A 17,584-nucleotide genomic window follows, 5' to 3' on the forward strand; every position below is an offset into this window, starting at 1 on the left:
AGCCCAAGCAATTGCTTGGGCTTTTGTTTATCAACTAATAAGTTACTTTTGGAATTTAATTCCTTTGTAATAAGTTTCTAAGTTTTCAACTTTTGTTTGGTTTTTAAGATCTGCAAATGGCTTATCAGCGAACTTGCTACCACGCATTTGAATGTTCAAGCGTGGTGCTTCACTGTTCAGCATGGTTTTCTTGTAATAATCTTTCAAATCAGCCAAGGTTACTTTTTCAACTTCAGCAATAAGCTTTTCTTTAGAGTCAAAGTTAAAGTTTTCACGATACCAATCTGTGATAAGTGGTGACATTTCATCACTTAGATTCTTAGGTTGCTCTTTTAAAGATACCAGCGTTGCATTTTTAAGTTGTGAAAATGTTTCTTCTGTCATGTTATCAAGCTCTACTGCGTATTGCTTTTTAAACTCATCAAAGCGTTCTTGCATTTCTTTAGGGCCTTTAACTGGTGTTTGGATATAAAGACCTAGTGCAGAGTAATCTTCAATCGGACGGGCTAACGCACCAACAGCATAAGCAAGCTGCTCTTCGGTACGAAGCTTATCAAAAGCAATCGTTCTGAAGTGGCTTTGTAACACTTGCGCTTGAGCCTTTTGTTTATAACCCGGCGTTGGATGAACAACCATATCGATAATCGCTACATCAGCTACATCAATATCCTTTTGCAATACAATACGTTCACCTATTTGTGGCAACCACGCTTTGCTGCGAGCAAACTCAGTAGATTTATGAGCCTTAGGTAATATAGCTGTTAGCTTATTAGCAATAGATTCAACATCATTTTGGTTGTAGTTACCAAACGTGAATACACGTAAATCATTTGCTGCAAGAGTTGATTGCTTAATAGCAGTAAAATCAGCAAGAGTTAGCGTATCTGCCGCCGCAATTAAGGTTTCGGTATCAAATTTACCACTTCGTGTTAGCTTAGAATATTCACCAAATGCTTGATAGAAAGGAAATTGCTTTTGTTGATTTAGTAAATCACGCTTATAACGGTCAATCGCTTGTGCAAAACCATCTTCTGATACATTTAAAGTCAGATTTTCAAGCGCCTGAGCCAATAATACGTCCTGCTTATCAGTAAAACCACTCAGTGATAATATAAGACCATTGCTTGGCTGTAACCCCAAACTCATACCTGCTACAGCCGCTTCAGTGCTTAATTTACTTTGCTCTAAGTTATACAGATCAGCCCAAATTGAGTAAAGCACCTGTGCTTTTACATCAACTAATGCATCAGGTGTGTTAATGTAAACTTCAACAAGCCCTTTAGGTTGCTCAGCAAATTGCTGACTTGCTTGGCGCCAAACTTTGACACCTTGCTTATCAAAGACCAGTTTAGGATGTGCTTGCTGTTTAAATTCCGCGGTCTTAATAGCAAAACTTTCTGGCAGTAAGCGGTTTACAGTAGGTAAAGCTAAAGCATATTCGCTTGGTTTATTCCAGCTTGCAACTTCTTCGTCGCTGATATCTTCAATACGATATTTACCATCGTAAAAATGTAGCTGCGAGTCTGTCTCTTCTTGCTTTGAAATATACCAAATACGTAGCGTCTCTTCGTTTAACTGTGAAAGCACGTTTTGCACAGCGTCAGCATCAAACTTTGCATAATAGTAAGGTGCATTAATTGCGTTGTTCACTGGGAACTTTTGCATACTATCAGTAAGGTTACTTACGTAGCCAAACTCATCGCCTTTTTCAAGAAATTGAAACTCATTGTTTAACGAAGTACGAATTTCATTAAAATACTTGCTATCAACACCCTGCTCTTTAATTAACGCAATATACTGCATTACCATAGCAACAATTTCTTCACGGTTTTGCATGCCGGCATCAGTTAGTTCAATACTCACTGTTAAGCTGCCGTAGTTACCATATTGTGTAGGTGCATCAGAAGCAGATAAACGTGATACCCAGCCTTTATCGCGTAATATTTGTGCCGGGCTGCCTTGCATTTCATTACTTAACAAGTAAGACACAAAGCGATTAGGTTTAACTGCAAACTGTGAACTGTTATCGGTGATCGTAAATTCAAGTTGTAATTGTTTTACGTCTTCATTTGGTGAATAGTAAACACGTTTGCCACCGGCTTTATCAAAATCAAGTTTATCTGTTACTGTTGGTTTTTCGATATGTTTATTTTCGATATCCGCAAAATACTGTTTAGCTTTTGCTTCCATTTCAGCTAGCGGACGGTTAGAAATCATCGCCACTTTCATGATATTAGATGAATAGTATTTATTATAAAAAGCAACTGTTTCTTTATGTAAATCACTGCCTTCTTTATCACCTAGCGTTTCTAGGTTACCAATTAAGAAACGGTTTGCAGGATGGTCTCCCATCATCTTGCGTGCTAATTTAAATTGTCCAAAAAAGTCCATTTCACGGCGCATTGACCATTCAGCATTAACCGCATTTTTTTCTTTATCAGTGTATTCAGGGTAAAGCTTAGGTGCTTTAAAAAAATCAGAAAAGCGGTCTAATGCTTCATCATAGGCATCGTTATTTACTTTAAACATATAATTAGTGATATCTAACCAAGTGTAAGCGTTGTGCGCACCACCGTTTTTGGTCATAAAATCACTATAACCTTTGGTATCAGGATAGCGGTCTGTACCTAAGAAAAGCATATGTTCTAGATAATGTGCCATACCTTGTTGCGACATAGGGTCGTGTAGTAAACCGACACCAACACTAAGTGCAGCTGCTGACTTTTCTACACTCGGATCTGAGATTAAAATAACATCAATCTCATTATCTAGTTTTAGTGTTTTATATTCTCGGGCATCATTTGGACTGACAACCAAAGAATCAGGTATAAGGCTGCTATTAGCTGTAGATGAAGTCATAGTAGATGTTGAAGAACACCCAGCTAATACAGCAAATGCGATTGCACTAAGGCCCATTATTTTTTTCATTATTATGTATCCATTAGATATTGAATCAATTTTTATTTATGATGAGTTTTCATCAGCCGCAATTCAATGCTTTTTAACAGACTAACACTAAAAGTTTGTAACACATTGTGAAAAAGCAATGCAAAAGGCTAATAATCATAATAATTACAATATAAAAGGATGAGTTATGGAAAAGTGGCTAATCGTAGCGATGTTTACTCAGGTATTACTTACATTCATAGTAATGTACATTATGGGCAAGCGCCGCTTTAGCGCGGCTAAGAAAAAAACCATAGAAATGAAAGACTTTCTTACAATGGATTTAGAAAAAGCAGGTGCGCACGTGCGTGTTGCAGATCGTAACTTTATAAATCAGTTCGAAATGCCTGTACTGTTTTTTATTGCGTGTTTAACTGCACTACAACTAAATGCTGTAGGTACTGTTTTTGTTGGCTTTGCTTGGGCTTATGTCGTTTTGCGCATAATCCATAGCTTTATACATTTAACCTCTAATACGTTAAAAGCTAGATATTATAGCTTTGTTATCAGTAGCTTTATTATGCTGATTATGTGGGTACTGATATTAATAACAATCTTTTAATACTCAGTAATACTAAGAGATAAGGCGCTTTTAAGCGCCTTATATATACCCAAGCCACCTCAAGATGCAGAATTCAGCGTTTCACAGGAGCTTAATATCAAGGCGTTACTTTGCAAGAATGGCATCCCCTTTTAAGAAGTAACAACGATGAGAGTAAGTGCCTGTAAAGCGCCCAAAGGGTTGGTTTAAAAGCGATTTATACTGCGTTATTGATTTTAACAATAGAACCACTATTACTTGCAATCAATGCCTTGCCTAAATCGCTTTTAATTCCAACTGAAACTCGCATCTTGAGGTGGTTTGGGTATACTTTGTTGGTTGGAATTATTTACGACGACAAAAGCCAAACAAAGCTAGTAAAGACAGCATCCACGCCATACTACCACCTGAGCCACTGTCTAAATCACCTGAAGGCTTATCTTGTTTGATCAGCGTGTTTTCTTTTGGTTTTAATAATTGAGAAGAGTTCGGATCATCGTCAAGAATTACCACACTATTAATAGTTACTAAATTCTCACCATTAAAGCCTGAGGTATCTGTTGGACATTGATCGTTATTTAAACCAACAACAGGAATATCACCACAGTGTGTGAGTTCAGTGATTTTATCTAACACCATTTGGCTTTCAGCTGTAATTTGGCCGAACACAGTAAAACCACCATTTTGAAGATCTAAATTAGCGCTATTGTCTTTTAAATTGAAAAACCATTGGCTAGTTGCACTATTTGCATTACCACCTTGCTTAGCCATCGCAATGGTGCCTTTCACATTAGATAGTTTAGGCTCATTTTTTATCGCATCATTTGTTTCAATAGCTTTAAAATCAGAATCAAATTTAAATCCTCCGCCTTGTAAAACAAAATTCTCAACAGAGCGATGAATGACACTACTATTATAAGTGCCCTCTTCTACATAATTTAAAAAGTTTTCTACAGTTATTGGGGTGTGTTGATCAAATAGATTAACTGTAATCGTGCCTTGGTTAGTTTGCATTTCAATGATAGTTGAGTTGGCGCTGTAGCTTGCTGCACAAAGCACAGAGGCAATTAAATATTTTTTCATTTTTATCTTTCCTGATATTTTTATTCTAAAACTGCAGCAAGACTAAACAAAAACGCTAGGCGCTTAAATAGCAAACAAAATAGTTACACAAAACGCGCCAAATCAATTACAAGTTAGTTACATTTATTTACACCGCGTATTCATTATGGTTATAAAAAATATAAATCTTAAATCAAAATCGTCTTATCAAATAGACTGAGTTTGTTAGTATTTGCATGACAACAAAGAACACACAGGAATAAACCATGGCGAATGAAGAAAACGCAATATGCGATTTTGGCTTACACCAAGGTGAGCCGTATAGTAAATTACCAGCGAGCTTCTTAAATTGGATGGTTGGTAATAACCATCAAAAATCACATTATGCAGAACAAGAGTTAATTCGTAGGCAACTCGCTGCGACTGGACAATTGAATACCGAAAATAGCAATAAAAATCTATAAAAGACATTTAATTTAAATATAAGTCGTTTAAACTAAGCGCTTAATTAACTACTGCTTTTAACAGGCAAACAATTATGCGCTTTTTTTTATCTTCTTTTTTACTGCTTACCTTAGCGGCTTGCAGCTCTTCTACACACACTGATTCAGTACAATACCTCACATTACTCCATACAAACGATAACCATGGTCGCTTTTGGCACAATGAGCAAGGTGAGTATGGTATGGCAGCTCGTAAGACCTTAATTGATCAATTAAGAGCTGATGCTAAAGCAAAAGGTCATGCAGTATTATTACTCTCAGGTGGCGACATCAATACAGGTATTCCTGAATCTGACTTACAGCATGCAGAACCTGATTTTAAAGGTATGTCTATCATTGGTTATGATGCCATGGCTATAGGTAATCATGAATTTGATAACCCACTGGCAGTACTTGATCAACAACAAAAATGGTCTAACTTCCCATTTTTATCTGCCAATATTATAGATAAGGCAACTGGCGAGACACGTTATCAAGGATATAAGATCTTTGAGAAGAATGGCCTAAAAATAGCTGTAATCGGTTTAACAACTACAGATACAGCTAAAATAGGTAACCCTCAATATATTGGCAACCTCGAGTTTAAAGACCCAACAGCAGTTACAGCAAAGTTAGCTCCTGAAATCGATAAACAATACAACCCTGATATCACTATTGCAGTTACACACATGGGCCATTATATTGATGCAAACTTTGGTATTAATGCACCGGGTGATGTAACAATGGCTCGTAACCTACCAAAGGGTACACTTGACATAATTGTTGGTGGGCATTCACAAGAACCGGTCTGTATGAAAGAGGCCAACGTCGCAGATGAGAGTTTTATACCAGGCAAAGAGTGTAAGCCAGATCAACAAAATGGTACTTGGATCATGCAAGCACATGAGTGGGGTAAATATGTTGGTAAAGCTGAATTCAAATTAGAAAATGGTCAACTAACACTACTTAATTACGCGCTTATTCCGGTAAATCTTTATATCAATGATGAAAACGGCAATAAAAAGTTGGCAGCTGATTACATCGAACCAAACAAAAACTTACAAGATGTACTTGCTGTTTATCAAGCAAAAGGGGCAGCGCAAATTGCTGGAAAGATTGGTGCAGTTGATGAAAAGCTAGAGGGTGACCGTAACAAAGTTCGTTACGAGCAAGTAAACCTAGCACGGGTAATAATTGCTGCACAAATGCAATCTGTTGGTGCTGATTTTGGTATAATAAGTGGCGGTGGTATTCGTGATAGCATTCAAGCTGGCGATGTGAGCTATAAGGACATTTTAAAAGTTCACCCTTTTAAAAACCGTATCACCTATATTGATATGACCGGGAAGGCATTATTTGATTACCTATCTGTTGTGACTTCTTTTCCACCTGATTCAGGTGCTTACTTACAATATTATAAATTAAGCTTTAAGCGTGAAAACGACACATTATCAGATGTTAAAATTGCTGGTATACCACTTGATATGACTAAAACATATCGTATGAGTATTAACAGCTACAACGCCTCAGGTGGTGATGGCTACCCTACTCTTACAAACAAAGAAGGCTTTGTCAGTACAGATGATACTGACGCACAGGCGTTAAAACGTTTCTTTGAGCAAAATAGTCCTGTTAAAGCGGCCGATTTCGAGCCTAAATAAACAAATTAAAAGTAAAAAGGGAAGTCAATGACTTCCCTTTTTTAGTTTTACTTACCTATCACTTCAATATTTTCTAACGTTATGTTCTTTAATCCATAATGATGTAAACGTGAACGCGAACCTTCACCATGCGCTTTCGGTGGGTAATAAACATCTTTAACTTCTGGTTGATCTTGCCAAACATCATCAAGCGCAGCGCGGATTTCACTCAAGGTTTTTTCTAAACTATTGGTAAAATTTGGTCTTTTACGGACTGTATGACCTAATTCAACTAACCGGTAAAAATACTTATTAGCAAGTGTAAGTAACTCTTCAGGAACATCCTTATTCTGATTGAGGACTACATCAGGATTTTCAGTACAAAACTCAACCAAAGCCAAATAAAAACATAACGGCTTATTGGCTAATGCAACAGGTTTATCAGGGCTACAATTCGCTGCCAATGTTTTATTTTGAAGATCGACAATCAAAATAGGTTTTGTTTTACTATTCGGTTCAGGTTCGGGAACTTGTTTTGCAACTTGTAATTTTGTGCGTTCACTTAAGAATAATAAATAACTAATCGCAAGTGAAAACAAACATACCAAAATAAACACTGCAATATCATTTTTATTTAAAATATTGTTATTAACAACAAAACTAATAGTAAAAACTTTTTGTGGTGTTTGAAGTTGCTTTTCAATCAGGTCTGCTCTTGCTGGAAACTCTGTAATTCCTTCGATGGAATAAACAAAAATCGGGGTTTCTTTGAGCTGCGAATTAAGCTTAGCAAGGTAGTCAATAACTGCCTCTTTACTACCAGAATGCTTTAAAAAGTCATCAGGAAGGTTTAAATGCGTTAAATCTAAGGCGATTCGCTTCTCTATATTTGCCAAGCTTAATTGATTATTCTCTGTTGACTTAACCGCTTTTGCAAGAATATAGCTACCAAATAAGACCAGACAAATAACGAAGAATAAACAACCATAAATTAGCTTTACTCTAATTGGTAGCATTGTTTACCTCAGCATTTATTCGCATCGAGTGTTGCGTTTTACAGTTAAAGAATGATTGAACGTGATTGAAATAATGAGAATTTTGGTCATGCGCTAAATCAATTAAACGTTTTTGAACAGCACAGAGAAGATCTGTGTTTTCGTCTTGCATTTTAAGGTACCAACGGCTGCCACTAATGTTGTCACTGATGGGAGTAATATAATTGATTGAAAAACGTTGCTGGTCTATGTCTTGCCAATAAGAAGAAATTAGATCAACTTTACCGCTTGCTAGTAATTCTCTCAGCTCTGAATGAGAGCCAGCATAGGTAATGTCTAAGTTCTCTAAATTTATATCTAACTTTTTGAACAACTGTTTTGGCAAAATATGACCAGAACGGCTTGTAGGGTAATCTAAAAGGCCAATTCGTTTGTCAAGAAAATAACTTTTATCTAGCCGCGGCTTTTCTTTGCTTGAAATAAAGTAGGCGGTGTAATCAGGAAAACCAACAACGGCTTTATAGTTGTAAGTTGATTCTGCCATAAAAGCGTTAATTAAGTTTTCTTTTGCGAGGATCAAATCTGCTAATCCTTTACCCAAAAACTCAACTGTATCAGATGTCTTGTAACCCCAATAAGAGGTAACCTTGCCATATTGCTTACTGATAGTGTCGTCTTGACATAATGAAAACGCGACATCTTCAGCTAGCCGTTTACCAGATGAATATACGACAAGTTCATTAAGATTAACCTCAGATTTAGTATCACATTGAAAAGAAGTTTCAATAAACGTATCGATATCAGATATAGGCTTATTTGCTTGTAAAATTCCCACAAAACAAAACAAGCCAAACGACAGAAACAAAAATGTAACAATCAAAGATTTTTTTATTAGTATTGTTCTTAAATTCAATTTTTATAGCCAACAACGCACCCTTGCCTCTATTTGAACAATTATTCTTACTTATTACAACAGGTAATTTTACCTGAAATAAATAACTTATTGTTTTTAAACATATATGAACAAGAAATTATGAATCTTATTGAGTCCTTTCTATTTGTTTTAAAATTCAGGAGAATTAGCACCAAGTAATCGTGCTTCAGGGCACATTCATTTTTGGACACTGAGTCAATGTTACAAAAAACAATAAAGATGTTGCTGTTATCGACACCTGTTATTTCAGCGGTGTTAAGTACTCCGGCTAATGCATGGGGACAAAATGGTCATCGTATTGTTGGTGAAATTGCATCTAAGCATATTACTGACACCACGAGGCAAGCATTAATTCCTTTACTTGATGGCGAGTCACTCCCTCAAATTGCCACTTGGGCCGATGAAATGCGCTCTGCCCCTGAGCAATTTTGGCAAAAAAAGTCATCTCGCTGGCATTACATCAATTTCAAAGAGGGTGATGCTGATCCCCATTTCGACTCTCATGCCCACCACAATAAAGACACAGTGTCTGACATCCTTGAAGGGATGGAATATTCAATTTCAGTTTTACAAAACCAAAAAGCATCCCTTGCAGAAAAACAGTTTGCTTTACGCTTTTTAGTTCATCTTGTTGGTGATAGTCACCAACCATTCCATGCAGGTCGCAGTGAAGATCGTGGCGGCAACAATATTTCTGTCACATTCTTCGGGCAAGATACCAATTTACATAGCCTATGGGACTCAAAACTCATTGAAAATGAAAATTTGTCCTATACTGAATTTGCGCAATTTATAAATACAACAAATCAAGTGTTGATAATGGACTACCTTACCAGTTCACCAAGCGATTGGTTAATCGAATCACATAATATTGCAAATTCAATCTATAAAGAAAATGAAACAAACGTAAGTTATAGTTATATCTATAAAAACTTACCAATTGTTAAAACTCGCCTACAGCAAGGCGGTATAAGATTGGCCGGTTTATTAAATAGTTTATTTGATAAATCAGCAAAACCGTTAGTAAAGGCACTTAAGATGCCAACTGACAGCAAACTATAAATGAAACATAACCTCTAACACGGGAAATAACATAATGAAAATCCAACTCCGCAAAACAGCTCTATCACTTGCTATTGCAGCATGTGTTGGTGTGAGTGGTGCAGCGTTAGCAAATGAAACAACATCTGCTATCAAGGGTCAAATCAAAGGTCCTAGCGGCAACCCTGCTGCTGGCACTAAGATTACTATCGTTCACTTACCTTCAGGTTCAACTAAAGAAACTGAAACGAACGATGCGGGTTACTTCACAGCTAAAGGCCTACGCGTAGGTGGTCCTTACCGCGTTGTTGTAGATTCTGACGTATTTGCAGATCAAACTTTCAACAATATTAACCTACAAGTTGGTGCTGACTACCCTGTTAATGTTACGTTAGAGCCGCAATCAGACATCGAACAAATCGTTGTTACAGGTCGTCCTATCAGCCGTATGTCTGGTGGTACAGGTCCTGCTGCGACTTTCACACTTGAAGATTTAGAAAACCAACCAGCTATCAACCGTGACTTAAAAGATATCATTCGTATCGATCCACGCGTAACAATCGATGATAGCCGTGGTTCAATCAACTGTGGTGGTGGTAACCCACGTTTCAACAGCTTAACGCTAGACGGCGTTCGTATGAACGATAACTTCGGTCTAAGCTCAAACGGTTACCCAACAATCGGTGCTCCTTTTTCTTTCGATTCAATCGAGCAGGTTGCCGTTGAACTAGCGCCTTTTGATGTTCAATATGGTGGTTTCACATCATGTAATATCAATGCTGTTACTAAATCTGGTGGTAACGAAGTACACGGTGGTGTTTTCTTCGATTACACAAATGATTCAATGAAAGGCGATAAAATCGAAGGTGAAGACTACGATAACGGTGATTACACTGAAAAACGTTACGGCTTCAACGTTGGTTTACCGCTAATTAAAGATAACCTTTTCTTATTCACATCTTACGAAAAAGTAGAAGGTGTTAAACAGTACAACTACGGCGGTTTAGACACTGGTAGTGTTTCAGCGGCAGATGTTGCTCGTGTACAACAAATTGCACAAGATGTTTATAGCTATGACGCTGGTGGTATGCCATCAAGCGCACCAGTTGAAGATGAAAAAATCTTAGTTAAGTTAGACTGGAACATCAACGACGATCACCGTGCAAACATTATCTACAACTACAATGATGCTTTCACGCTATCTCAGTCAGATGCTTACAGCAATACAATTACTTTAGAGAACCACTTCTTCAAACAAAGCAATGAATTCACATCAGTTATTGCGTCTGTTTACTCAGATTGGTCAGATGAGTTTTCAACTGAGGTTCGCCTAGGTAAATCTGAGCTTGACCAAACTGTACGTTCTTTAGATGCGGCAAGTAGCTTCGGTGAAATGCAAATTCGTACTGCTGATGGCGGTACAATCTATATTGGTCCAGACGACTCTCGTCAATCTAATGCTCTTAACTACGAAACAGTTACAGCTAAAATTGCAGGTACTTATTACCTTAATCAACACACTATTACTGGTGGTTACGAGTATGAAGAAATTGAAGCCTTTAATCAGTTCGTACAGCATACGCAAGGTGAGTGGCGTTTTAAATCAGTAGATGATTTTGAAGCAGGTTTAGCAGATCGTGTTTACTACAACAATGCTGCGGGTACTAACAACCCAACTGATGCAGCTGCTAACTTCGCTTATGCGCAGCATACTTTCTATCTACAAGATGAGTACAGCTTCACAGATTTAGATGCAACATTAACGTTTGGTTTACGTTACGACAAATACACGAGTGACGACAAACCAAACTACAATGAAAACTTTACTAACCGTTACGGTTTCAGCAACCAAGGTACTTTCGACGGCATCGACTTAATTCAACCACGTGTTGGTTTTGAATGGTATGCAACAGATGCATTAGAAGTTCGCGCTGGTGTTGGCTTATTCTCTGGTGGTAACCCGAATGTTTGGTTATCTAACTCATACTCTAATGATGGCGTTACCAACATCGGCACATCTCTCAGAGGTGGTATTGACTTATTTAATACACCTACAGTCAATGGCGGTATTCCAGGTTACGAAGTACCACAAAGCCTGTATGATCAAGTTGCTAACACTGTAATCGGTTCTGGTGACTCACAAGTTAATGCTGTTGACCCTGATTTCGATATGCCATCAGAGTGGAAGTACTCAGTAGGTGCAACATACACAACTGAAGATGAGTACGTATTCTCACTAGATTACTTATTCACTAAACGTAAAGATGCTGCAATCTTACAAGACATCGCGTTACAAGATTCTGGTGAAACAACGTTTGATGGTCGTCCAATTCTTGAGTCTATCGAAGGTCGTAGCGGCGACTTACTACTTACAAATGTAAGTGGTGACAGTGGTGAATCTCACATCATTTCTGCTGCGATGAGCAAACGTTTTGATAACGGCATTAGCGTACAACTAGCTTACGCTTACACAGACTCAACAGATGTTAACCCTATGACTAGCTCTGTAGCTAGCTCAAACTACGGTAACATGGCGACATACGATCCGACTAACCCAGGTGCGCATACATCTGATTACGAGATCCCACACCGCTTTACTATGACATTGGGTTACACAACTGAGTTGTTTGATGGTTACAGCACACGTTTCAACCTATTCAGCGAAACGTACAAAGGTCTACCTTACAGCTACACGTTTGATGATTCAGATGATATTTGGGGTGATAGCAACTCAAACGGTGGTCGTCAGCTAATGTATATTCCTGAAGTAAATGACCCTAACGTTGTTTACAACATGACACCTGAAGAAGTAACTGAGTTTAACCAATGGATTTCTGCTCAAGGCCTTGAACGCGGTCAAATCTCTGGTCGTAACCGTCAAAATGCTGATTGGTTCACTAAAGTTAACTTTAAAGTGACTCAAGAGTTACCTGGCTTTATGGCTGGTCACAAAGGTGAAGTATTCTTCGTTATCGATAACTTAACTAACATGTTAAACGATGACTGGGGTGTACTTAAGAAAGGTAGCTTTGTTGGTAACAGCATGGTGACTGTAGACCTTGATGACCAAGGTCGTTACGTTTACTCAGACTTTAACCCTAACAATGGTAAAACTGCAACACAAAGCAGCGCATCAGTTTGGGAAATGCGTGTAGGTGTACGTTACACATTCTAATAACGAGTTAACCTTGTTATAAAGCAAAAGCCCGCCCCTACTGGCGGGCTTTTTACGTTTGGAAGAAAGTGAGCGAGTTACAGTTTACTAGGGGAAAGTTAGCAAGGCACAAGAGTAAAGTTAGCAAGTTGCTAGTAGCAGCGATTTTATATCGCGTTTGATGGCTGAGGGCTGATGTTAAACTCAATCCAGCGTTGTAATGTCGGTCGTCATTTATGGCGACAAATCTTTAAACTTGAATCATCACGGACTTAAGCCCGACCTACCCTGATATGAAAATGCAGGCCAATTTGACCTGCACACAAAGTTTTATTTAAGCTGCGTAAACCGCAAGTGGATGGGTTGTATTGATTGAAACATGCACAGCATCACCCGGGCGCACTATCACCTCATGGCTCACACGGCTTGTCACCACAGTATCGCATGCCAGTTTAACAGCGCATAATCGGCTGCCACCCTCATAACGTACCCAGGTCACTTCACCGTTATTTGTATTAGCATTATTAATTAGATGCACATCATCAGGGCGCAACAATACATCAACCTTTGCTGCATCATGATCTATTTTGATTGCTGGTGCATTGCCTATATCTGTTGTGGCTGTATCACCTACACAATTACCGGCAATGAAACTTGCCTCACCTAAAAAGCGTGCCACAAAACGATTACTTGGCAAGCTAAAGCAACGCTCAGGAGTATCAATTTGCTGAATTATCCCCTCTTTAAGCACCCCTACACGGTCACCGACAGATAAGGCTTCCTCTTGGTCATGGGTCACCCAAATAGCAGGAACACCTGCAGCCTTTAAAGCATTTCTAATATCCCATCGAAGAGTATCTTTTAGAGCTGCATCTAGGTTAGATAATGGCTCATCAAGTAAAACAAAGTCTGGTTCATGAGCAAGAGTTCGAGCGAGTGCGACACGCTGCTTTTGACCACCAGATAAGGTTGCCGGCTTTTTATTTCGAAATGCTTCAAGACCTAGTAGCTTTATCCAATGATCGGCTTTAGAAGTATCGTTAAGTCTAAAGCAAATATTCTGTTCAACAGTTAAATGTGGAAAAAGGGCAAAATCTTGAAACACCATTCCTACTTTACGTTTTTCCGGGGGAACTTTTAGTTTTGGCGTAGCTCGCCATGAACCTAAATTTATTTCGCCTTCGCTAATAGGAATAAGCCCAGCTAACGCTTGTAAAATTGTACTTTTACCACAGCCAGTTGGACCAACTAGCATGAGGATCTCACTTTCCCCAAGTGATAAGTTAAGTTCACTTACCACACGATTGCTACCATAATCGATAGACAGCTTACTAACTGATAGCATTAAACTGATCCTTAATGTTCTAATTGACTGCGCTTTTCACCAGAGAGCATTATAGCCAAGCCGCATGCTGATATCACTACCAACAATAAACCAGGAATAGCAGCACGGCCAAAGTAACCGGCTTCATAAACACGCCACAAATATGTTGAAAGGGTTTCAAAACCCGTTGGGCCAAGTAAAAGTGTTGCTTCAAGTTCACGCATTGATTCTAAAAATACCAAAGCAGCACCAGCGATAATACCACGCATAGTTAAGGGTAAAGTAATTCGCATAAATGCTTCACGAGGGCTGGCACCCAGTACTCGTGCTGACTTTATTAAACTTGAATCTAGATGCTCAGTACTGGTTCTTACAGAGCCAACTGCAAGCGGCAAAAAGCGCAGCACATAAGCAATTACTAAGAGAGCTAAGGTTTGATAAAAGAGTGGCAACTGAAGACCTCCATATACCAATGCCGTTCCCATCACAATACCCGGAATACCAAATCCAAAATAAGTTACACGCTCCATAATACGCCCAGCTTTTCCACTCAACGCTGCATGAGCAACAGGTACAGCAACAACAACAGCAACGATAGCAGCAATACCCGATGCATAGGCTGAATGCCAAGCAATACTGAAGTCAAAATCTGCAACTCCATCACGGGCAAGCCAAAGTGAAAAAATTGCCAAAGGTAAACAAATCGCAAGTAGCAATACTGGTAAAAATGTCAGTAACATCGCAACTTTTTGACCATTCGATGGAAATAACATCAATGAACGGCCATGGCGTTCTGAAGCTGTTTTAATTTGTGACTCGATAAACAATAAAATTCCGACGATAACCATCAGTTGTAGCGATAACATTGCCGCACGACTCAAACCAAAGGCGTTGTATTCTACATAAATAACCCGAGTGAACGTATCTAAACGCATCATCGCCGGTGTACCAAAGTCTGATAAGGTATAAAGCGCAACCAGTAAAGAGCCTGCCGCTATACCATTGATAACCCGAGGTAAAATAACTTTAAATACACTCATTGTCATCGACATACCTAAAGTACGTGCAGCATTAACCATGCTGGCATCTAAGCTAAGTAAAGATGATCGAGTTGTTAGCATTACAAAAGGAAACGTATACAGGGTCATTACAATGGCAGCGCCTGTTAGCCCATACATAGGCGGCGTTTCGAAGCCGAGCAGCTGATTTATCTCACCACCGGGGCCAAATGCAGCATACAAAGTAAACGCTCCAATATAACTTGGGATTGCCAGAGGAGCAGCAAACAATACAAGCCAAAGCTTTTTAAAAGGAAGTTGAACATAGGCACTAATAAACGCCAGAGGTACGCCAATTAAAATAGAGCCTATTACCGTTAACACCATAAGTGATAAGGTGTTACCAAGAATTTTTAAGTTATGACTATCAAATACAGCAGTCGCATCACTTGCTAAAGTGATCAGAATATAAACTGGCACTAACGCCAAAAGCGCTGCAAGCAGCGCCATGGGATAAGAAGCAGGTATGCGCATTATAAAACACCGCTACTGCGCATAAGGTCGAGTGTTGGCCTTAAATCTGCCAATTGAGTTAAATCGATTTTCGGCGGTGACACATCCGTTAATGCTGGTAAGCCAGCTGGTTGTTCAATGCCTTGGATCAGTGGAATTTCATAGGCTTCACGGGCTAAGTAACTTTGTACTTCTGAACTTAGTAAGTAACGCATAAAATTCATCGCATTAGGATTATCTGTTAACGATAAAACACCTGATGCATTAACTAAACAACCGGCATCTTGATTGGTAAAAGCAAGATCAAGATTAGCATCTGGTTTACCTGACTTAAGTCGTAATGTGTAATAGTGGTTTGCAAAGCCAATATCGACTTCACCACGTTCAACTGCCATTACTACACCAAGCTCACCAGCGTAGGTTTTCGAACGTTTTTGAACTTTTTTAAGCCACTTAGCGGTTTTATCTTCACCTTCAAGAATACGCATAGCCGTTACGAATGATTGAAAAGATGCGTAAGCAGGTGCCCAACCTATTGATAAATCGCTGTCAGCAATCGCCATGATACTGTCGGGGATATCATCTTTGCTCAGACGCTTGGTGTTATAAGGTAGAGTTCGAATACGCCCGGTAACCGGTGCCCAACCAGGGTAACGGAATTGTGGCTGTAACTGTGCTGCTAAATCACTTGGTAATGGTTTAGCCAAACCCGCGTCGGTAATTAAACCAATCGCACCTGAGTCAACAGCCCAAAATAAATCAGCACGTTTAACTCCTGCTTTCGCTTCAGCGACAATCATATTGCCAAGCGCAGCCGTTGGGCCTCTACGAATTGATAAATTCAATTTTGGATTATTCTTTTCGATCGACTGCAGTACGTTTTCGTACAAGCCGCCTTCGCCGCGGCCTAAATATAATGTTAAGTCACCCTCAAGGGCGGGTAAGTCTTTTACAGAAACGGGGCTTGCAGCACTGGCTGCGAAGGCACGAGAAAGAGGTAGTGGCATTGCGCCTACTACCCCGAACGCAGCAAGTCCTTGAATAAAGGTTCTACGCTTCACTAAAATACATCCTTACGAGCTTTTTCGGCTTCTTCTAATAACACCTTAGCGCGATCTAGCTTTTCTTGCATATCAACAACCACTGCACGTACTTGGTCAACAGACCCTTTATCAGAAATCGCTTTTGGCAGGGTTACATTAAAATCTTTTTCGAGCACTTCGACTAACTTCGCATCTTTTTCGATAAGTGTACCTTCAACACCTTCGAATAAATGCAAGTAAGTATCATGTACGATTTGTGTTGCTTCGTCACTTAAACGCTCTGCGTACTTTGCAACAACACGGTCTAATTTGTGTTTGATTTCATCGATGGTAGCACTTTGCGTCATTTCTTCTGAAGCAGTAGCTTTTACAGCTTTTAACATGCCTTTTTGCTGGAAATCCGCGGCAAGTTTAACAGCCCCTAAACCTTGCCACAAGGCAGCATTCAACGCCTTTTGATGAGTGCGTACTTCAGCAGCAGGTTTTTTATCATCAATAGCCATTTTGATGCCATAAATACTTTGCCAAATTGATGCATAAACCGGTACATAGTTTGTTTCAATTGCACTATGGAACTTTACTGATTCCCAGTATTCGATTAGGTCATCACTTTTTACAGCTTTAGCACCTTTGCTTTCGTAATCACTCACCATGACATCGACTTTGTTGATCATCCATTCAACGTCATCAGAGTAATCTTTTAAATTTTCTTTTAGATGATTAACGTGCTCACCAATTGGGCCATTTGCCAATACAGGTTGGGCAATAAAAGTAGATGCTAATACTAGGCTTAAACCTAGTGTCTTCACGGTGTTTAACGCTAATTTCATAACAGGAGACATCCAAATTGCTAATTGTAAATGATAGCCATTATCATATACGTATCGATTCCCTAAATCAATTGCTATGAT

At 39.0% G+C, this 17,584-nt stretch carries 13 protein-coding genes; 5 read left to right on the forward strand and 8 right to left on the reverse strand.

What is annotated here, in order from left to right; translation table 11 throughout:
• Window positions 1–42: 42 nt before the first annotated feature.
• A complete protein-coding gene (locus tag AAEU31_RS03665; RefSeq protein ID WP_421966475.1) occupies window positions 43–2,928 on the reverse strand; it encodes an insulinase family protein in 2,886 nt (961 codons plus the stop codon).
• Window positions 2,929–3,094: 166 nt separating this feature from the next.
• On the opposite strand from AAEU31_RS03665, the gene AAEU31_RS03670 reads away from it, so the two are divergent.
• The gene (locus tag AAEU31_RS03670) at window positions 3,095–3,508 is read left to right on the forward strand and encodes an MAPEG family protein (protein ID WP_135926587.1); all 414 of its coding nucleotides are present in this window, start codon (window positions 3,095–3,097) and stop codon (window positions 3,506–3,508) included.
• A 324-nt stretch (window positions 3,509–3,832) separates the two neighbouring features.
• Here AAEU31_RS03670 and AAEU31_RS03675 read toward each other — a convergent pair whose 3' ends face one another.
• A complete protein-coding gene (locus tag AAEU31_RS03675) occupies window positions 3,833–4,570 on the reverse strand; it encodes a peptidylprolyl isomerase (protein WP_135926586.1) in 738 nt (245 codons plus the stop codon).
• Window positions 4,571–4,815: 245 nt separating this feature from the next.
• Between AAEU31_RS03675 and AAEU31_RS03680 the strand changes: the two genes are divergently transcribed.
• Both AAEU31_RS03680 and ushA read left to right on the forward strand, forming a co-directional pair.
• A complete protein-coding gene (locus tag AAEU31_RS03680; RefSeq protein ID WP_135926585.1) occupies window positions 4,816–5,013 on the forward strand; it encodes a hypothetical protein in 198 nt (65 codons plus the stop codon).
• 74 nt (window positions 5,014–5,087) lie between these two features.
• A complete protein-coding gene (gene ushA, locus AAEU31_RS03685) occupies window positions 5,088–6,692 on the forward strand; it encodes a bifunctional UDP-sugar hydrolase/5'-nucleotidase UshA (protein ID WP_421966476.1) in 1,605 nt (534 codons plus the stop codon).
• Between the two features lie 47 nt (window positions 6,693–6,739).
• On the opposite strand, the gene AAEU31_RS03690 is transcribed toward ushA, so the two are convergent.
• Both AAEU31_RS03690 and AAEU31_RS03695 read right to left on the reverse strand, forming a co-directional pair.
• On the reverse strand, window positions 6,740–7,687 hold the full coding sequence (locus tag AAEU31_RS03690; protein ID WP_421966477.1) for a hypothetical protein: 948 nt from the start codon (window positions 7,685–7,687) through the stop codon (window positions 6,740–6,742).
• Window positions 7,674–8,579 (reverse strand): type 2 periplasmic-binding domain-containing protein, encoded by a 906-nt coding sequence (locus AAEU31_RS03695; RefSeq protein ID WP_138556555.1) that lies wholly within the window; start codon window positions 8,577–8,579, stop codon window positions 7,674–7,676. Before AAEU31_RS03695 ends, AAEU31_RS03690 begins: the two co-directional genes overlap by 14 nt.
• Before the next feature lie 219 nt (window positions 8,580–8,798).
• Between AAEU31_RS03695 and AAEU31_RS03700 the strand changes: the two genes are divergently transcribed.
• The gene (locus AAEU31_RS03700; protein WP_421966478.1) at window positions 8,799–9,662 is read left to right on the forward strand and encodes a S1/P1 nuclease; all 864 of its coding nucleotides are present in this window, start codon (window positions 8,799–8,801) and stop codon (window positions 9,660–9,662) included.
• Between the two features lie 34 nt (window positions 9,663–9,696).
• On the forward strand, window positions 9,697–12,816 hold the full coding sequence (locus AAEU31_RS03705; RefSeq protein ID WP_421966479.1) for a TonB-dependent receptor: 3,120 nt from the start codon (window positions 9,697–9,699) through the stop codon (window positions 12,814–12,816).
• A 313-nt stretch (window positions 12,817–13,129) separates the two neighbouring features.
• On the opposite strand, the gene AAEU31_RS03710 is transcribed toward AAEU31_RS03705, so the two are convergent.
• From AAEU31_RS03710 to AAEU31_RS03725, 4 genes are read right to left on the reverse strand one after another with little or no spacing between them, the layout of a single operon-like run.
• Entirely contained in the window at window positions 13,130–14,140 is a 1,011-nt protein-coding gene (locus AAEU31_RS03710; RefSeq protein ID WP_199526886.1) for an ABC transporter ATP-binding protein, read from the reverse strand.
• 11 nt (window positions 14,141–14,151) lie between these two features.
• Window positions 14,152–15,651 carry an ABC transporter permease gene (locus AAEU31_RS03715; protein WP_421966480.1) on the reverse strand — a complete coding sequence of 500 codons (1,500 nt, stop codon included), beginning with the start codon at window positions 15,649–15,651 and terminating at the stop codon, window positions 14,152–14,154.
• The gene (locus tag AAEU31_RS03720) at window positions 15,651–16,691 is read right to left on the reverse strand and encodes an extracellular solute-binding protein (RefSeq protein ID WP_135926578.1); all 1,041 of its coding nucleotides are present in this window, start codon (window positions 16,689–16,691) and stop codon (window positions 15,651–15,653) included. Before AAEU31_RS03720 ends, AAEU31_RS03715 begins: the two co-directional genes overlap by 1 nt.
• A complete protein-coding gene (locus AAEU31_RS03725; RefSeq protein ID WP_421966481.1) occupies window positions 16,691–17,503 on the reverse strand; it encodes a hypothetical protein in 813 nt (270 codons plus the stop codon). Before AAEU31_RS03725 ends, AAEU31_RS03720 begins: the two co-directional genes overlap by 1 nt.
• Between the last annotated feature and the right edge of the window lie 81 nt (window positions 17,504–17,584).

Origin of the sequence: Pseudoalteromonas thalassia, assembly GCF_049257215.1 — a bacterium.
Lineage (GTDB): Bacteria > Pseudomonadota > Gammaproteobacteria > Enterobacterales > Alteromonadaceae > Pseudoalteromonas > Pseudoalteromonas lipolytica_C.